Source organism: Caballeronia sordidicola, assembly GCF_000729995.1.
Lineage (GTDB): Bacteria > Pseudomonadota > Gammaproteobacteria > Burkholderiales > Burkholderiaceae > Caballeronia > Caballeronia sordidicola_A.
Map to the genome: position 1 here is coordinate 18510 of NZ_JNFG01000040.1, position 16105 is coordinate 34614.

Here is a 16105-nt window from a genome sequence, read left to right on the forward strand (position 1 = left end):
CGTAGCCGGTTCAATGACCTGCATGCTGCGTCCGAACACGACGCGTCATCGAACTATTGGGCGAGTGGGGAAGCAGGTGTCGTCAGCGGTTCGTCTGCAATTGTCCGGAGCCATTCCATTGTCACTAACGGGGCGGTTACCGGCAGCATATGGCCACCGTCGACCAATCGCAAATTGGTTCTATCCAGCTTTCGCTTGAGCGTTTCGCCGTGACTCCGCCAATCCAATATCTTGTCTTCGCGGCCGTAGAGCACGTCGACGGGCATGCGCAAACCTGCATACCGGTTTTCCATGGCGGGAAGTTCGTCAGGGACTGCCATCATGTCGGATGACGCCGCATAAAAACTGCGAGGCCTCAAGCCAAGCAACCCGCCGCCTTTCGTGGCGAAATCGCTGGGGACGGGCTCAGGACCAAACACGATATCCAGGATCGCGCGACTGCCTTTGATAGCGAACGGAGTGGCCACCGTGACCGATACGATTCGCCGGACCAGCGAGGATCGGATCATCAGTCCGCCAAAGGCTCGACCAGGGTCGACCAGGTGGGTGAGCGGGGCGATCAATGCCAGCCGGCTGACGCTGGTCTGATGATTGAGGCCGACTGCCAGCGCGATGGTCCCTCCAAGCGAATGTCCGACCAGCACCGGCTTGTTCAATCCCATGGCGTCGATGAACAGTGCCACGGTTCGTGCCTGTGCGGAGATACTGGCCGACGATCCTGCACCTCGCGTTGAATGTCCCGAACCTGGCCGGTCGATGAGGATCACCCTATGCGTTTGCGCAAGCTCATCCATGTGCAGATACGCGAAGTTGCGTAACTGCCCGCTCAAGCCGTGGACGAAGACAATGGGCGGCCCATTCCCGTATTCGACGTAATGAATACGGTCCGCGCCAATGTCGATGAAGCGGCCCTGCGGGGGCAGCGCCTTTTCAACGCGGCGTGCAATGTACAGGGAAAAAGCCACAAGCCCCGCGATCACGATGACGCAAACGGCGATGATGGACAGGAAAATAAGCGTCACGTACTCACCTTTACTTTTATGCGGGCTCTTGCGCTTCGCGCTTGAGCCTGGCTGTTGTCATGGGGCGTCGCTCGAACTGCATGACGCCGTCGCTCAAGGCGCCGAACCTGAGCGATGCGAGATCGAGCAGGTAGTTCTGATGGTACTTCCACGGCTTGTGAAGTCCCTGCTTGGGCAGGATGTTCGATGCCCGCTGAATGTAGCCAGACGTGAGGTCGACGGCGGGCAGCGAACCCATTTCGTTTTCCCTCAGTCGCGGTACACACACATCGTAGTGATTTGCCTTCATGTGATTCACGAGGCGGCAGACATACTGCGCAATCAACTCGGCCTTCAGGGTCCACGAAGCGTTGGTATAGCCGAACGACGACGCCAGATTCGGTACGTCGCTATACATCATGCCCTTGTACGACACCGTATCTCCGAGGGAAATCTGGCGCCCGTCAACGGAGATCACCGATCCACCGAGCATCTTGAGTTTCAGCCCCGTAGCGGTAATCACCAGGTCGGCGTCGAGATGCTCGCCGCTGCGCAGCCTCACGCCGGTCTCGGTGAAGCGTTCGATTTCGTCGGTCGCAATCGATGCCTTGCCGGCGCGCACCGCCTTGAACAGGTCTCCGTTCGGGACAAGACACAGGCGCTGATCCCACGGGTTGTATCGGGGCGTCATGTGTTTATCGACGTCGAACTCGGGTCCCAACTGCCAGCCTGCTGCCCTGATGAGCAATTGTTTGGTCTCTTCCGGCTTGCGTCGCGCGCGGTTGTACAGGTACATGGTCAGCAGCACGTTCTTGCTACGGATAAGCTTGTGCGCGAGCGTTGATGGCAGCCATTTGCGCAGCGTGTTGGCGAACTTGTCGCGTGCGGGAAGAGAAAAAATGTAGGTCGGCGAGCGCTGCAGCATGGTCACGTGTTTGGCCGTGTCCGCCATTGCCGGCACCAGGGTTACCGCCGTGGCGCCGCTGCCGATCACGACAACCCGCTTGTCCGCATAGGCCAGGTCGGCGGGCCAATGCTGCGGATGGACTATGCGGCCCTTGAACTTCTCCATGTCGGGCCAACGCGGCTCATGACCTTCGTCGTAGTCGTAATAGCCGCTGCACATGTAGAGGAACTTGCAGGTGTAGCGCGTTTCCATGTCGACATTGCCCTCGGTACGGTGAACCTGCACCGTCCAGCGTGCGGCCTGAGAATCCCAGTTCGCGCTTGTCACCTTGTGACCGAACTTGATGATCTTATCGATGCCGAATGCCTTGGCGGTGTCCCGGATGTAATCGAGGATCGTCTGGCCGCCGGATATCGATTTTTCGCCATGCCATGGGCGAAAGCTGTAGCCGAGCGTGAACATGTCGGAGTCGGAGCGCACGCCGGGATAGCGGAACAGGTCCCATGTGCCGCCCATCGTGGAGCGGCTTTCGAGTATGGCGAACCGGGCGGAGGGGCAGCGTTCGCGCAGGTGATGTGCAGCGGCCACGCCAGACAAACCGGCGCCCACGATGAGCACGTCATAGTCGACGTCGCCTCGCAATGAAGACGAAGATGAAGGCGAGGTGCCGATCGAAGGGGTAGCCGACGTCATGCCATGTCCTTGGGTGTGAAAGCGGCGGCCTGAGCAGGCCGGACCGAATGCGGATTTGTTTGCATTGTATGCGCGCTGCGTCGGCGTCGCGGCGACTTCCCTTCAAAGCGCTTCATGAACACGTCTCTCGCCAACTCTGATGCCCTAATGGATTTCATCGTTTTTTCACCAAAAACAAACCGCCTGGACGGTTTACGAAAATAATTTACGGTGTTACGCTTGCGCCTCACATGAGCTGTCATGTCTGAACCTGATCGGGAAACCGACGGGCGCAGCATCGAAATCGGAGATCCGAATGGTCAAGTCAATCAAGGCGCGGCATCTGTTGCTAGCCGCTATTTGCACAACCGTGGTTGGTTGCTCGAGCGTGCAACCAGTCGCGTATTCTGGAATTACGTCGTCATCCTATTTGAAGCCTGATCCGGAAGATAAGTCTGGTCGTGTGCCGTATCGTTTCTCGACTCAGGTGGATTGGCAGCAATACAGGAAGGTGATTATCGATCCGGTGGTCGTGTATCGAGCCGCCGATAACCAGTTTGGCGACATGAGTGACTCAGACAAGAAAGCACTCGCCGGCTACATGCAATCCAAGTTTGAAGAAAAACTGCGGACTCGCTTCGAACTGGCGAATGCTCCAGGTTCGAGCACGTTGCGCGTCAAGCTGACTCTGACAGGTGCTTCAACAACCACTCCTTTTCTCGGTCCCTTCTCGCGGTTTGACCTTTCCGGCGGTATTTACAACGTAGTTCAAACAGCCCGAGGCAAGGAAGGCGCCTTCACAGGTTCCGTCATGTACGCCGTTGAAATCTACGACGCGTCGAACGACAAACTCCTCAGTGCTTACGTGACAAAGCAATACCCGAACCCCTATAACGTCGGCGCGAGCTTCGGGGCACTGAATGCGTCGAAGACGGGTATAGAGAAGGGCGCTGATGCGTTGGTTGCGCAACTGAAATGAGCTGGAATACGGGACGACGATTAGCTGCCTACGGGATGGCCTGTCCCGCGTCGCCCGTATGCACCGTATCTTCTCGAAGGCGGCGGCCGATAAAACCGGTTTCCGGCAGATCGGCCGATGTCTGTGGCGCCACCACGAACACAGAGGCGCTGGTCGGATGGCGGGCGCGCATCTGGACCGTGTGTTTTGCCCCAAGCGGATGCCAAAGATGAATGAAGCCAAGTTAATAGCCTGTCACGAATGTGATTTGCTCCAGTGGGAAGCGCCGCTATCGGAGGTCGGTACCGCGCGTTGCGGACGATGCGGGGCAGCGCTCTACCGAAGCTTGCCCGCCAGCTTCGACCGCGCACTGGCGTTCACGTCGGCTGCGGCGATTTTGTTTGTGCTCGCCAACTGCTTTCCAATCGTCGGACTTTGGGTCAATGGAACACTGCTCGAAACCACGCTCTTTGGAGCTGCCTGGTCTCTATACGTAGATGGCATGTGGCCAATAGCGGGCCTCGTCTTCGTGACTACGCTGTTGATGCCGTCACTGAACATAGCGGCGGTTATCTATCTGCTCGTTCCGCTGCATGTTGGTGGTCTTCCCCAAAGACCCGAGCTTGTCCTTCGTGTGCTGCGGCACATTGCGCCCTGGGGCATGATCGAAGTGCTCATGCTTGGCATGCTGGTCGCGCTCGTCAAACTCCAGCACATCGCCACCGTTGTCCCTGGCGTTGCGATCTGGGCGATTGGAGCGGTGATGTTGCTGCTGGCGGCAGCGGCCGTTACGTTTAATCCGCGTGATATTTGGGCGCGTATCGATTCCGTGCAGAGCGACCGTGATGCTTCATGCGCGGTACAGGCAACTGCGACGGCAGATACCGCGGCGCGCGCCGGTCTATTCGTTTGTCACGACTGCGGCTTGCTCTCGAAGCCGCTCTTTGCCCACGTCCATGCCGGAATTTGCCCGCGCTGTGACGCCACGCTGCATCGGCGCAAGCCCGACAGTCTCGTACGCACCTGGGCATTCGTTTTCGGGGCCATGGTCCTTTATATCCCCGCCATTCTCCTGCCGGTCATGGTCACCAGCACCTTGTTCGGGACTCAGTCCGACACGATTCTTAGCGGCGTGGTTTATCTCTGGAATGCAGGATCGTGGTCGCTTGCAGCTATCGTTTTCATCGCCAGTATCGTGGTGCCGGTGCTCAAAATCCTGTCCTTAGCCTATCTCGCGTGGAGCACTCAGTTGCGCTCTCCATTCATCCCACGACAGCGAACGCGTATCTACCGCCTGGTGGAGTTCGTCGGCCGCTGGTCGATGCTTGACATCTACGTCATTACCGTCCTGGTCGCACTCGTGCAATTCGGTTCAGTTGCAAGTATTGAAGCAGGGCCCGGCGCGATCGCATTCGGCGCCGTGGTCGTGCTGACCATGTTTGCCGCACTGTCATTCGATCCCCGGCTGATATGGGACGCAGTGGAGCCGGAAATTGAATAAAGATGAAAACGATGCGCCCGGTATTCCGACAGCGGTTGCTGTCAAGCGGTCGAAGTGGCGCATGCAGCTTGTATGGTTGGTGCCGCTTGTCGCCGTCCTGATTGCCGGATGGCTGGCCGCGCAGGCGATTATGCAAAAAGGCCCGACCATCACTATCAGCTTTTCCACCGGCGAAGGGATTGAGGCCGGCAAGACAAAGATCAAGTTCAAGAACGTCGATATTGGCACGATCAAAAGTGTTGAGCTTTCCGACGATCACAAGACAGTGCTCGCCAGCGCTGAAATGTCCCGCAGCGCTTCCAGCATGCTCGTTGACGACACTCGCTTCTGGGTCGTTCGACCGCGCATCTCCGGCGGCACAGTGTCGGGCATAGGGACATTATTGTCCGGCTCTCACATCGGAATGGACGTCGGTACGGCGCAGAATGCGCGACGCGATTTTGTCGGACTGGAGTCACCGCCGGTCCTGTCATCGGGCGCGCCAGGGCGAGAGTTCGTGCTTAAGAGCGGGAACATTGGATCACTCGATATAGGTTCGCCCGTATTCTTCCGGCGCCTTCAGGTCGGCCAGATCATCTCGTATGCGCTTGACCCCGACGGTGCGGGAATGACCCTGCACGTTTTTGTCAATGCGCCCTATGACAAGTACGTAACGAATGACACGCGCTTCTGGCACGCAAGCGGCGTTGATGTGACTCTGGATACGACCGGCGTGAAGCTCAATACCGAATCATTGGTATCAATCCTGATTGGCGGCCTGGCATTCGAGAACCCGCCTGACACGACCAGCAAGGCTGAAGCAGAAGCGCGGCACCCGTACGAACTTTTTGTCGATCGGGCCGAAGCAATGAAGCTGCATGACGCCATCGTCGATAAATACGTGCTGGACTTCAAGGAGTCTGTTCGCGGGTTGACCGTTGGTGCGCCAATCGACTTCCGCGGAATAGTCATTGGTGAGGTATCGGCGATCCGCACGCACTTTGATCCGGCAAAAAGGGAATTTAGTATCCCCGTCGAGGTGAGCATTTTTCCCGAGCGCCTGGTCGCGAGCGACGACTCGGGAGCCAGTAGTGCGAGTACATCGTCGGAACGAAAAGCGATTACGGAAGACCTGGTATCGAAAGGGCTGCGGGCGCAACTGAGGACCGCGAGCCTTTTGACTGGACAACTGTATATTGCGATCGATTTCTTTCCTGTCGCACCGAAAGCGACTGTTGACTGGAGTAAAGGGACGCCCCAACTGCCGACAGTGCCAGGTAATTTGCAAGGCTTACAAGACTCGATCACCAGTCTCGTCGCCAAGCTGAACAAGATTCCGTTCGAGGGAATCAGCCAGGACCTGCGCAAGACGCTGGGTGACGCCGACATGCTGATGAACACAATCAATACGGATGTGGCGCCTGAGGCGAAAACTACGCTAGCCGCAGCTCGCGAGGCGCTCACGTCGGCGAATCGCGCGTTGCAAAGCGACTCGCCATTGCAGCAAAGCACCGCCGAAACAATGCGCGAGTTGTCACGGACCGCAGCTTCGTTCCGCTCACTTGCAGAGTATCTCGAACGCCATCCGGAAGCGCTGCTCCGCGGCAAGACCGAGGACAAGCAATGAGCCGATATCCACGGTTCCTATGGACCGCGATCTTGCTGACTTTGTTCGCGGGGTGCGCAACGTCGCCTGCATCGAAGTTCTACACGCTGAGCCCTGTTCAGGCCGTCGAACAATCCGTCGAACAGTCGTCTGGCGGCCATTCGATCACGATCGCGATCGCGATCGATCCCGTTACGGTTCCCGAACTGGTCGATCGATCGCAGATAGTGACTAAGCTGGACGCGAACCGCGTGTCTATCGATGAGTTTGCTCGCTGGGCAGAGCCGTTGAAGAAGCAGATTCCAAGCGTGCTGGCTGCGGATCTTGGGCGGTTCATCCCGGGAGCGATCGTGTCCACCTACCCGCAGCGTGTGGACGACAACGCCTACCGCATTTCGATCGACGTGCAGGCCTTCGATTCGTCAACGAACGGCACAGTAACACTGGCGGTTATCTGGTCGGTGCGTTCGCCGAAGGGCGGTGAGAACGTGAGCGGACGCAGTGTTGTACACGAGAGCGCAGGCGGCCCTGGTTACGACGCCCTGGTCAAAGCACACAGCCGAGCCCTCGCATCCGTGGCGAGCGATATCGCCGTGGCGATGCATTCGATGACGGGGAAGCAACGTTAGGGCCGAACTGGTGGTGAAAAGGCAAGCCCTGTAGAATATTTCGGCCAACAACTAGCCAGGCTTGCAATGAAACTGACTGACGACAAAGCTCAAGCGCGCGCGAACTCCAGCGGCAATCACCCATTTCTGATGCTCCTCGCATGAACGACTTCGCCCGTTTGCCTGGCCATCGCTTTCTGCATTCGCCGGGACCTAGCCGCGTGCCGGATGAAGTCCTGCACGCAATGAGCCGTCAGCCCATGGACCTGGCTGACCCGCGACTGGATCGCTGTATTGCCGCGTGTGAAGCGGGACTGAAGCGCGTGCTGCAGACAGAGCAAGCGGACGTCTTCCTCTATGCCGCGAACGGCCATGGCGCGTGGGAGGCAGTCATCGCCAACCTGGTTGCACCGGGTCAGGCGGTTCTGGTGGCAGGCACGGGCCACTTCTCGGAGTCGTGGGCGGTGCAGGCCGAGGCAATGGGCGGCCGTGTGATTCGTACCCCCTGGGTCGCAGGCCGTCCAATCGATCCAGCGGATATCGAAGCCGTACTGCGGGAAGATGTGAAACGCGAGATCGTTGCGGTCTTCATCGTTCATACGGACACCGCCAGCGGCATCACCAACGATCTGCCCGCCATGCGGGCGGCGCTCGACCGGGCCGATCACCCGGCGCTGCTCGTGGTCGACGTGGTTGCATCGCTTGCAGCCGCGCCGTTCGCCATGGATGCAACGCGCATCAACGTGGTGCTCGGGGCCAGTCAGAAGGCGTTGATGGTGCCGCCGGGACTCGCGTTCGTCGCCGTCGACGCAGCGGCCATGGAAGTCTCGCGCCGCAATGCCACGCCGCGTTTCTACTGGGACTGGGAGCGGCGCAAAAGTCCGCTGTCGTACCGCAAGTTTTGCGGCACGCCGCCGCAAAGCCTGATCGCCGGGCTGGAGGCATCGCTCGGGCTGATTTTCCGCGAAGGCCTGCCTCAAGTGCTGGAACGCCATAGGCGCATCGCGCAAGCGGTGCAAGCTGCGGTGCAATGCTGGAGCGAAGCGGGGGCGTTGCGCTTTTTCTGCGAGGTGCCTGAGGCGCGCTCGGTGTCGGTGACGACCATCGCGGTGAGCGAGGGCATCGATCCGGAAGCTATCCGCAGCGTCGCGCGCGAGCGCTTCGAAGTTGCGATTGCCGGTGGTCTCGGACCACTTGCGGGCCGCGCATTTCGCATCGGGCATCTCGGCGATATTAACCCCGCAATGATCCTTGGATGCCTCGGCGGCGTCGAAGCCGCGATGACCGTGCAGGGTGTGCCGTTCGGACGCGGTGGCGTGGAGCGTGCGATCGCACGGCTGGCGTCGGACTGAAGACCGGGGAGGTCTTCTTCCGGGTACTCGGAATACGATTAGTGACCCGAAGAAGATCATCGCCCGGACGTCCGCCCGGAAAAGAATTGAGCCAAGTGTGTTCTGCCGAACCGCCATGGGCACGCCGCGTTGCTATAAAACGAGTGCGGACTCGGGGAGAACACCATGACAGAAGAACAAGCGCGCGGCATTCTTGCCGCGAAAACGGCTGCTCGCGAATTTGTGCTTCAACGGCTTGTGGAAGACAAGACCTGGGAGCTTCGGACCAGTTCCGCCATGACTGCGACGATTCTCCGCGAGAGTTTCGACGGCCTTGCCAAACTGACCAACGCTCAATTGGCCAGGGCTGCCGAAGACGCGGGAATTTCAGAGGGTGACCGGCAGGTCATGAGCATGACGACTGTGCTCGCGCAGTTGGCGCCAGCGGTATAGCTTCAGCCGAAGGCACTAAGAGGAGCGCCAAGTTGATTCAGCAAGTGTGTCCTTAACACTTGACACTTAACACGCGCATGCCCCACCGCCGCGCAAAACAAGCCCTTCATCAAACCAATTGCGATTCCGTCATCCGCTGCATGGCTTGCGGCGACTGTCCAAACGCACGCAGGAATGCGCGCCGCATCCGTTCACGGTCGCCGAAGCCACTCTCGCGTGCGACTACATCGACTGAATGGCGTCCTGCTTCCATCATCAGGCGAGCGGCCTCCACGCGTAGATTTTCGATGGCCCGGGCGGGCGACTGTCCGGTCTCGTCGGTGAAGATCCGGCTGAACTGACGCGGGCTGAGGTGGGCAGCTTCCGCCAGCTCCTCAATCGACAGTTTCGCGGTGAGGTTGGCCTTTGCATAGGCCAGCGCGGTCTGCACCCGGTCCGACTTCGCGTCCAGTTCGAGCAGCGCGGAGTACTGCGACTGGCCACCGGCGCGACGATGATAGACCACCATTTTTTTCGCCACGAGCCGTGCCGTGTCGGTGCCCAAATCTTTCTCGACGAGCGCCAGCGCAAGGTCGATCGCGGCACTCGCACCGGCGGACGTCCAGATCGGGCCGTCGACAACAAAGATCCGGTCCTCCTCCATCCTGACTTGCGGATACGCCCGCTGGAGCGCCCGCGCGTAGTACCAGTGCGTGGTGGCGCGGCGGCCGTCCAGCAAGCCCGCCTCGGCCAGCACAAACGCTCCTGTGCAGGTCGCTGCAATGCGTTGGGAGGTCTTCAGCGCGTCGCGAAGAAATGCCCCTACGCCGGCCGAATGCGGCGTGCCTATGGTGTCGCCGGTGACGATCAGGGTGTGGAATGCGCTGCCCTTGAAACTTTTGGTCTCCATGCCGAAGCCGAGCGAGGAGCGCACCGAGCCGCCGTGTTCCGACAACAACTGCACCTCGTACGCGGTTTCTCCGACCGTCATGTTGGCGAATTCGAACACGGTCGAGACTGCCAGCCCCAGCACCTGAAAGTCCGGATAAACAATGATTCCGATCGTTTTCACATGGCCTCCTGCGCGCCGGGAAAGGAATCCCGGGCAATGTCCTAAAAAGTGGCATCTATGTCATTGAGGACATGATCGCACACTTCTACTATTCCGTTCACACACCGGCGCTTCTGCCGGAACACTTGAAGAACTGGGGAACGGAAATGAGCAATGGTGCGAACAAAGGTACGGCCCTCGTGACGGGCGCATCGACCGGCATTGGCGCGGACTACGCGAAGCGGCTTGCTGAACGCGGTTATGACGTCATTCTGGTGGCACGCAATCGCGACCGCCTGAACGCGCTGGCGAAGACGCTGACAACATCGACCGGACGGAATGTCGAGGTTGTCGTCGCGGATTTGGGGACGCCCGAGGGTGTGCGGAAAATTGAAGATGTGCTGCGCAACGACTCCAGCATCACGATGCTCGTGAACAATGCCGGCGTGGGCGCGACCGCTCCGCTCGTGGATTCGGACATCGACAAGATGGACGCGATGATCACCCTCAATGTGGTCGCGCTCACGCATTTGACGAAGGCGGTCGTAGCGGGTTTCGTCGCGCGTGGCGGAGGAACGATCGTGAATATTGCATCGATTGTCGCTGTGTCGCCGGAGACGCTGAACGGTGTGTACGGCGGCAGCAAGGCGTTCGTGCTCGCGTTGAGCCAGTCGCTGCACCACGAACTGGGCTCGAAGGGCGTGCGGGTCCAGGCTGTGTTGCCGGGCGCGACCAGCACGGAGTTCTGGGACGTTGCGGGCACGCCCATAAGCTATCTGCCGGAAAGTATTGTGATGACGTCGCAGGACATGGTGGACGCAGCGCTTGCGGGCCTGGATAAGGGCGAGTTGGTCACGATTCCCTCGCTGCCGGAAGCGGCTGACTGGAACGCGTTTGAGGCGGCTCGCCAGGCGTTGATGCCGAACCTTTCGCATCGGCTGCCGGCAAGACGTTTTGGCGTAACGAGCGGCACGCAGCACTAAGCGATTGTGTAGTGAGCGGCCCAATGCCGGTGCGTTCTCTTTAAGGGCAGATCACCGCTCTTGGAGAGAGAACGAAATGGCGTGTCTGTGCATTGGGCCGTGTTGAAGAATCCCTAAGCGCGTTTGTAAGCTTCGATTCAGCCAAGCTGAATACAGCAGTTGCGATTCACCAAGACCTTTAGCGGCGGCCCAGACGCAATTACGCTAGCCCGCCAAGGCTTTCTAAACACTCTTTAGCGCCCCCATCCTCCGAATAGCGTGCAGCAATGCGCTCATTTCCGGCCGTCACGCCGATGGCAACTATCGTAACCTTCGTGATGGGCGCTTCCCCTTTCCCGCAGACGTTCGAATCGCGGCGTATCGATCTCATGCCAAGTGGAGAGAGGTAAGAGCACCCGACCAGGATCCGCTGACCCAGGCTTCGACGATCGGCCCATGACATCTGTCTCAACAAGCGCACCTCCCATTGCGGACTGGCATCAGTCGGCTGCTTCGCTATGCATGGCCGGACAATACGCACAAGCGTTGTCGATGGTTAAGCCCATGCTTGAACCGCATCCGGTTTTGACCGGAAATGCGCTTGCGGAGGCCTTGAACATAGCGGCGGTCTGTTCACTAGGCTTGAGCCAACTGGCGGACGCGCAAGCGTATTGGCGGCAGGCGATCGAGGCCAAGCCCGATTTCGTCGATGCCTACAACAATCTCGGCATGTTGCTCAAGGGACTTGGCTCACTGCATGAGGCGGAGGCTATCTACCGGCAACTGCTGAGCATCCGCCCGGACCTCGCCGAGGCTAGCAACAACCTGGGTGCGGTGCTCTACGATCTCGGACGCCTGCGTGACGCCGAGGCGGCGTACCGGCATGCGCTTGTGATCCGTGCAAATTACGCGCAGGCCCACTACAACCTGGGCATCGTGCTCTATGACCTGCGCCGTTGGCACGAAGCCGAGAGTGCCTACAGGCAGGCATTGGTTCTATCTCCCGATGCCGGGGCTTACAACAATCTGGGCAATGTGCTCAAGGAACTCGCCCGTCTTGCAGAAGCCGAGGCGGCGTACCGGCAGGCGCTGATTCTCCGGCCTCAATATGCCGAGGCGCTCAATAACCTGGCGAACGTGCTGAAGGAACTAGCCCGCCTGCCCGAGGCCGAGCTCGCTTGCCGGATGGCGCTGACTATCCGCCCCGATTACGCCGAAGCCCACCTTAATTTGGGCGCGTTGATGGTCGCCCTCAAACGCCTTCCCGAAGCGGAGGTGTCTTACCGGCAGGCGCTCGCAGTCCGGCCCGACTATGCGGAAGCTCATTACAACCTGGGCATCGTGCTGCAGACTCTGGAGCGGCTGCCCGAGGCCGAGGCGGCCTACGGCCAAGCGTTGCTGATCCGACCGGATATTGTTGAAGCCCATAACAATCTTGGCAACGTGCTGTGGGCACTGCATCGCCCGGCTGACGCCGTTGCGGCTTACCGGCGCGCGCTTGCTCTTCGACCGAATCTTGCCGAGGGGCACCACAACCTTGGCAACGTGCTGAAGGAACTCGGCAGTCTGACCGACGCCGAGGCAGCTTTCCGGCGAGCACTCGCGATCCGCCCTGACTATCACGATGCAAAAGTCAGTCTTGCATCGCTGCTGCTCAGCATCGGCGAATACGAAGAGGGATGGCAGCTTTACGACTCCCGTTATGAGCAGCCGGGATTCATCCATTACCAGACGCAGTCCTTGCTCACGTGTCCGCGGTGGCGCGGTGAAGCACTTGCGGGCAAGTCGCTGCTGCTGTGGCAGGAAGATGGTCTTGGTGACATGGTCCAGTTCGGCCGCTATTTACCCTTGCTCAAGGCACAAGGCGCGGTCCACATCGCGTTTGCCTGTGCGCCTGCGCTGCATCGGCTGTTCGCGGCCTTGGAGGGCGTCGATGCGGTCCTCGACCACGAGACCGCGCTAGGCCGGGCGCCCGAATACGATCATTGGACGAGTCCGATGAGCGTGCCGCTGCATCTGCGCACGACCATGGACACCATTCCCGATCCCCTCCGGCTGACACCCGACCCACTGCTCGTCGAACACTGGCGCACGCGGTTGGCGACGCTGCCACCCGGCCGCAAAATCGGCCTGGTCTGGAAAGGCAATCCCAAACATCACAACGATGCCAACCGTTCGCTGCCCTCGCTTGCAACGCTTGCGCCTCTCTGGAGCGTGCCCGGGGTCAGCTTCGTGAGCCTGCAAAAAGGGCAGGGAGAAGAAGAAGGTCAGTCGCCGCCCGCGAGTCTTCCGTTGCTGCACCTCGGGACCGACCTGAGCGATTTCGCCGATACCGCCGCCATCATCGGCGAGCTCGATCTATTGATCTGTGTGGATACCTCCGCGGCACACGTCGCGGCTTCATTGGGCAAGCCATGCTGGGTGTTGCTGCCGCGAGAAGACATCGACTGGCGCTGGATGCGCGAGCGTGACGATTCTCCGTGGTATCCGCAGACGCTGCGCCTGTTCCGGCAAGCGGCCGATGAGAGCTGGTCGACGGCTGTCGAGCGGGTGCGCCTGGCGTGTCTCGCGGCATTCTCAAACGAGGATCGCTCGCCGGCAGGATGAAGGGAACACTTCCCGTGCGGTCGTTCAGCTTTGCCATCTACGCCCTGCTTCCGAAATAGTTTCGTAAACAAAACCGCTTCCAGCAGCAGAGGTTTTAAAATTCTTCAGAGTGGATGTCGATTTTCGGCAGCCTCGTTCGTCGTCAGGGAAAGCAGTCTTTCTCAACCCGAGGTGATCCGATGACATTGAAACTCTACGCCCATCCGTTCTCGTCCTATTGCCAGAAGGTCCTGGTCGCGTTGTACGAGAATGGCACCCCGTTCGAATGGCGCGCGTTGTCGCATGAGAACCCGCAGGTGATGGAAGAGCTGACGGCGCTCTGGCCAATGAAGCGCTTTCCCGTGCTCGTGGATGCCGGCCGCACCGTGGCCGAGGCGAGCATCATCATTGAGCATCTGGGGTTATATCATCCGGGCCCCGTACTGCTGTTGCCTGAAGATCCTCGTAGCGCAATGGAAGTGCGCAGCATGGATCGGTTCTTCGACAACTACATCTCGACCCCGCAGCAGAAGATCGTGGCCGACAGCTTGCGCCCGCAAACAGAACGCGACCCGCGAGGCGTTGCCGATGCACGCGCGATGCTCGAGACCGCTTACGGCTGGCTTGATGACGTCATGGCCGAGCGTGAGTGGGCAGCCGGTGCTCACTTCAGCCTGGCCGATTGCGGCGCCGCGCCGTTCCTGTTTTATGCGGACTGGACGCATCGCATCGATGCGTCGTTCCCGCACGTGATTGCGTACCGGCAACGACTGCTGGCGCGTCCATCTTTCGCACGGGCGGTTGACGAAGCGCGTCCGTATCGGCCGCTGTTTCCGTTGGGAGCGCCTGCCGATCGCGACTGAATCCGGCGGCCTGAAGTGAACTGCGGTCGGCATCATCAACTGCATTGATGGCGAACCGGCCGCATGCCGGCCCTGACGCAGGGCAAACCCGATGTTTTGCATCCATCGCGTCGCACCCCTTTAGTTTTCCCTGCAATCGGACGTTATACCGAGGGACGTCACGCGGAATTCGCGGACCCGGCATGTCGAGACGCAACCGGGGAATTCCACGCAAATCAAACACCGGGGGCAAGGGATGACGGGTTTCGGATTCGGGCAACGGGGGCGCACGCTCGCGGCGGTCGGCAAGATCGCCGAGCATGCGGGCAAGCTGGGTATCGAGATCTGCGATGTATCGGGGCACGTCGAGGAAGTGGCGGCCCGCGCGACGCGTCAGAGCGATTTGTGCCACGGCTTGCAGCGCTCTTCACTGTCGACCATGGAAGGCAACCAGAGGATTGCCGCGGCGGCGCGTCAGATGCGTATCGTGGCAGATCAGGCCGCATCCGACGTCAGCCAGTCCCAGGAGACGGTCAGGGTGTCGCTGGCAGACATCCATAGTCTGGTCGACAGCGTCTCGGTGATGGCGGCGGAGATCGAGACCTTGCGAGGCTCATTGAGCGACGTCAGCAAGATCTCCGAAGAAATTTCGATCATCGCGCGCCAGACCAATCTGCTGGCCTTGAACGCCGCGATCGAAGCGGCCCGCGCGGGCGAGTCCGGCAAGAGCTTCGCCGTGGTCGCCGCTGAAGTGAAGGCGTTGTCCGCCAAGACCGCACAGGCCACCTCGGAGATCGGGGCGACGCTCACCAGGCTGTCGGCTCAGGCCGACCTGCTGATGGCCGAAGGTTCCGCCAGCGCGGCACGTGCACAGCGGGTCAAGGAGGGCACGCATGCGATCGGCGAGGTGGTGTCAGCGACAGGGAAAGCGATCACTGAGTTGAGCGTTGAAGCGGAGCAGATTGCTTTGCAGACCGAAGCGATCGATCAACAATGCAGCGGGCTTGCGTCTCAAGTCTCCGAGATGGTCGGAGGTGTCGAGCAGTCCAGCGGGAGCTTCACGAAGGCGCGCGATCAGTTGAGCAAGCTGTTGGGTGTGTCCGAAACCTTGATCGAGCTGACGGCGGAAGCGGGGATAGAAACGCCCGATACGCGGTTTATAGACGCGGTCATCGGCGCCGCGCAGAAGATCGGCCGGGCGTTCGAGCAGGCGATTGCGCGCGGTGAGATCTCGGCGGCGGATCTTTTCGATTCCGCATATAACCCGATTGCCGGTACCAATCCCGAGCAATTCACGACCCGTTACATTCAGCTTGCCGATCACATCCTGCCGGGAATACAGGAGCCCTTGCTGGCGCTGGATAAACGCGTGGTGTTCTGTGCAGCTGTCGACACCAAGGGCTACCTGCCCACGCACAACAAGAAGTTCTCGCAATCCCAAGGCTCCGATCCTGCCTGGAACGCCGCCCATTCGCGTAACCGGCGCATCTTCAATGACCGCACCGGCCTGGCTTCGGGGTCGCACACCAAGCCGTTCCTGTTGCAGACTTATCGACGCGATATGGGCGGCGGGGAATATGCGCTGATGAAAGACGTGTCCGCGCCGATCATGGTCGCTGGCCGTCATTGGGGCGGATTGCGACTCGCCTATAGCGTCTGAGGGCAGTTG

At 60.0% G+C, this 16105-nt stretch carries 14 protein-coding genes; 10 read left to right on the top strand and 4 right to left on the bottom strand.

Going from position 1 to position 16105, the window contains the following annotated elements; genetic code table 11:
- Positions 1-53: 53 nt before the first annotated feature.
- On the bottom strand, positions 54-1013 hold the full coding sequence (locus FH08_RS0129435) for an alpha/beta fold hydrolase (RefSeq protein WP_200878805.1): 960 nt from the start codon (positions 1011-1013) through the stop codon (positions 54-56).
- A gap of 25 nt (positions 1014-1038) precedes the next feature.
- Positions 1039-2601, bottom strand: a complete 1563-nt coding sequence (locus FH08_RS0129440) for a flavin-containing monooxygenase (protein ID WP_051888634.1) — start codon at positions 2599-2601, stop codon at positions 1039-1041.
- 295 nt (positions 2602-2896) lie between these two features.
- On the opposite strand from FH08_RS0129440, the gene FH08_RS0129445 reads away from it, so the two are divergent.
- Entirely contained in the window at positions 2897-3559 is a 663-nt protein-coding gene (locus FH08_RS0129445; RefSeq protein WP_031361793.1) for a DUF3313 domain-containing protein, read from the top strand.
- Positions 3560-3587: 28 nt separating this feature from the next.
- Here FH08_RS0129445 and FH08_RS53595 read toward each other — a convergent pair whose 3' ends face one another.
- A complete protein-coding gene (locus FH08_RS53595; protein WP_235210537.1) occupies positions 3588-3731 on the bottom strand; it encodes a hypothetical protein in 144 nt (47 codons plus the stop codon).
- A gap of 36 nt (positions 3732-3767) precedes the next feature.
- On the opposite strand from FH08_RS53595, the gene FH08_RS0129450 reads away from it, so the two are divergent.
- The 5 genes from FH08_RS0129450 to FH08_RS0129470 all read left to right on the top strand — a co-directional run bounded on the left by FH08_RS0129450 (position 3768) and on the right by FH08_RS0129470 (position 9016).
- Positions 3768-5039 carry a paraquat-inducible protein A gene (locus FH08_RS0129450; protein WP_031361794.1) on the top strand — a complete coding sequence of 424 codons (1272 nt, stop codon included), beginning with the start codon at positions 3768-3770 and terminating at the stop codon, positions 5037-5039.
- A gap of 61 nt (positions 5040-5100) precedes the next feature.
- The gene (locus FH08_RS0129455) at positions 5101-6645 is read left to right on the top strand and encodes an intermembrane transport protein PqiB (protein ID WP_051888642.1); all 1545 of its coding nucleotides are present in this window, start codon (positions 5101-5103) and stop codon (positions 6643-6645) included.
- A complete protein-coding gene (locus tag FH08_RS0129460) occupies positions 6642-7253 on the top strand; it encodes a PqiC family protein (protein WP_031361796.1) in 612 nt (203 codons plus the stop codon). Before FH08_RS0129455 ends, FH08_RS0129460 begins: the two co-directional genes overlap by 4 nt.
- Before the next feature lie 140 nt (positions 7254-7393).
- Positions 7394-8584 carry a pyridoxal-phosphate-dependent aminotransferase family protein gene (locus FH08_RS0129465; protein ID WP_031361797.1) on the top strand — a complete coding sequence of 397 codons (1191 nt, stop codon included), beginning with the start codon at positions 7394-7396 and terminating at the stop codon, positions 8582-8584.
- Positions 8585-8749: 165 nt separating this feature from the next.
- Complete coding sequence (locus FH08_RS0129470) at positions 8750-9016, top strand: hypothetical protein (protein ID WP_031361798.1); 267 nt, start codon at positions 8750-8752, stop codon at positions 9014-9016.
- A 109-nt stretch (positions 9017-9125) separates the two neighbouring features.
- Here the strand turns inward: FH08_RS0129470 and FH08_RS0129475 are convergent, their stop codons facing one another.
- Positions 9126-10067, bottom strand: a complete 942-nt coding sequence (locus FH08_RS0129475) for a GlxA family transcriptional regulator (RefSeq protein ID WP_031361799.1) — start codon at positions 10065-10067, stop codon at positions 9126-9128.
- A 146-nt stretch (positions 10068-10213) separates the two neighbouring features.
- On the opposite strand from FH08_RS0129475, the gene FH08_RS0129480 reads away from it, so the two are divergent.
- The 4 genes from FH08_RS0129480 to FH08_RS0129500 all read left to right on the top strand — a co-directional run bounded on the left by FH08_RS0129480 (position 10214) and on the right by FH08_RS0129500 (position 16096).
- Positions 10214-11029 carry an SDR family NAD(P)-dependent oxidoreductase gene (locus FH08_RS0129480; protein WP_031361800.1) on the top strand — a complete coding sequence of 272 codons (816 nt, stop codon included), beginning with the start codon at positions 10214-10216 and terminating at the stop codon, positions 11027-11029.
- Positions 11030-11464: 435 nt separating this feature from the next.
- On the top strand, positions 11465-13615 hold the full coding sequence (locus tag FH08_RS0129490) for a tetratricopeptide repeat protein (RefSeq protein ID WP_031361802.1): 2151 nt from the start codon (positions 11465-11467) through the stop codon (positions 13613-13615).
- 179 nt (positions 13616-13794) lie between these two features.
- Positions 13795-14457 carry a glutathione S-transferase family protein gene (locus FH08_RS0129495; RefSeq protein ID WP_031361803.1) on the top strand — a complete coding sequence of 221 codons (663 nt, stop codon included), beginning with the start codon at positions 13795-13797 and terminating at the stop codon, positions 14455-14457.
- Between the two features lie 235 nt (positions 14458-14692).
- Positions 14693-16096, top strand: coding sequence for a methyl-accepting chemotaxis protein (locus FH08_RS0129500; RefSeq protein WP_031361804.1), 1404 nt, complete (start codon positions 14693-14695; stop codon positions 16094-16096).
- Positions 16097-16105: the final 9 nt, after the last annotated feature.

Coding starts and splice junctions, on each gene's coding strand:
- FH08_RS0129470 (WP_031361798.1), top strand. CDS start 8,750: ATGACAGAAGAACAAGCGCGCGGCATTCTTGCCGCGAAAACGGCTGCT.
- FH08_RS0129465 (WP_031361797.1), top strand. CDS start 7,394: ATGAACGACTTCGCCCGTTTGCCTGGCCATCGCTTTCTGCATTCGCCG.
- FH08_RS0129480 (WP_031361800.1), top strand. CDS start 10,214: ATGAGCAATGGTGCGAACAAAGGTACGGCCCTCGTGACGGGCGCATCG.
- FH08_RS0129440 (WP_051888634.1), bottom strand. CDS start 2,601: ATGACGTCGGCTACCCCTTCGATCGGCACCTCGCCTTCATCTTCGTCT.
- FH08_RS0129455 (WP_051888642.1), top strand. CDS start 5,101: ATGCAGCTTGTATGGTTGGTGCCGCTTGTCGCCGTCCTGATTGCCGGA.
- FH08_RS0129495 (WP_031361803.1), top strand. CDS start 13,795: ATGACATTGAAACTCTACGCCCATCCGTTCTCGTCCTATTGCCAGAAG.
- FH08_RS0129490 (WP_031361802.1), top strand. CDS start 11,465: ATGACATCTGTCTCAACAAGCGCACCTCCCATTGCGGACTGGCATCAG.
- FH08_RS0129500 (WP_031361804.1), top strand. CDS start 14,693: ATGACGGGTTTCGGATTCGGGCAACGGGGGCGCACGCTCGCGGCGGTC.
- FH08_RS0129445 (WP_031361793.1), top strand. CDS start 2,897: ATGGTCAAGTCAATCAAGGCGCGGCATCTGTTGCTAGCCGCTATTTGC.
- FH08_RS0129460 (WP_031361796.1), top strand. CDS start 6,642: ATGAGCCGATATCCACGGTTCCTATGGACCGCGATCTTGCTGACTTTG.
- FH08_RS0129450 (WP_031361794.1), top strand. CDS start 3,768: ATGAATGAAGCCAAGTTAATAGCCTGTCACGAATGTGATTTGCTCCAG.
- FH08_RS53595 (WP_235210537.1), bottom strand. CDS start 3,731: ATGCGCGCCCGCCATCCGACCAGCGCCTCTGTGTTCGTGGTGGCGCCA.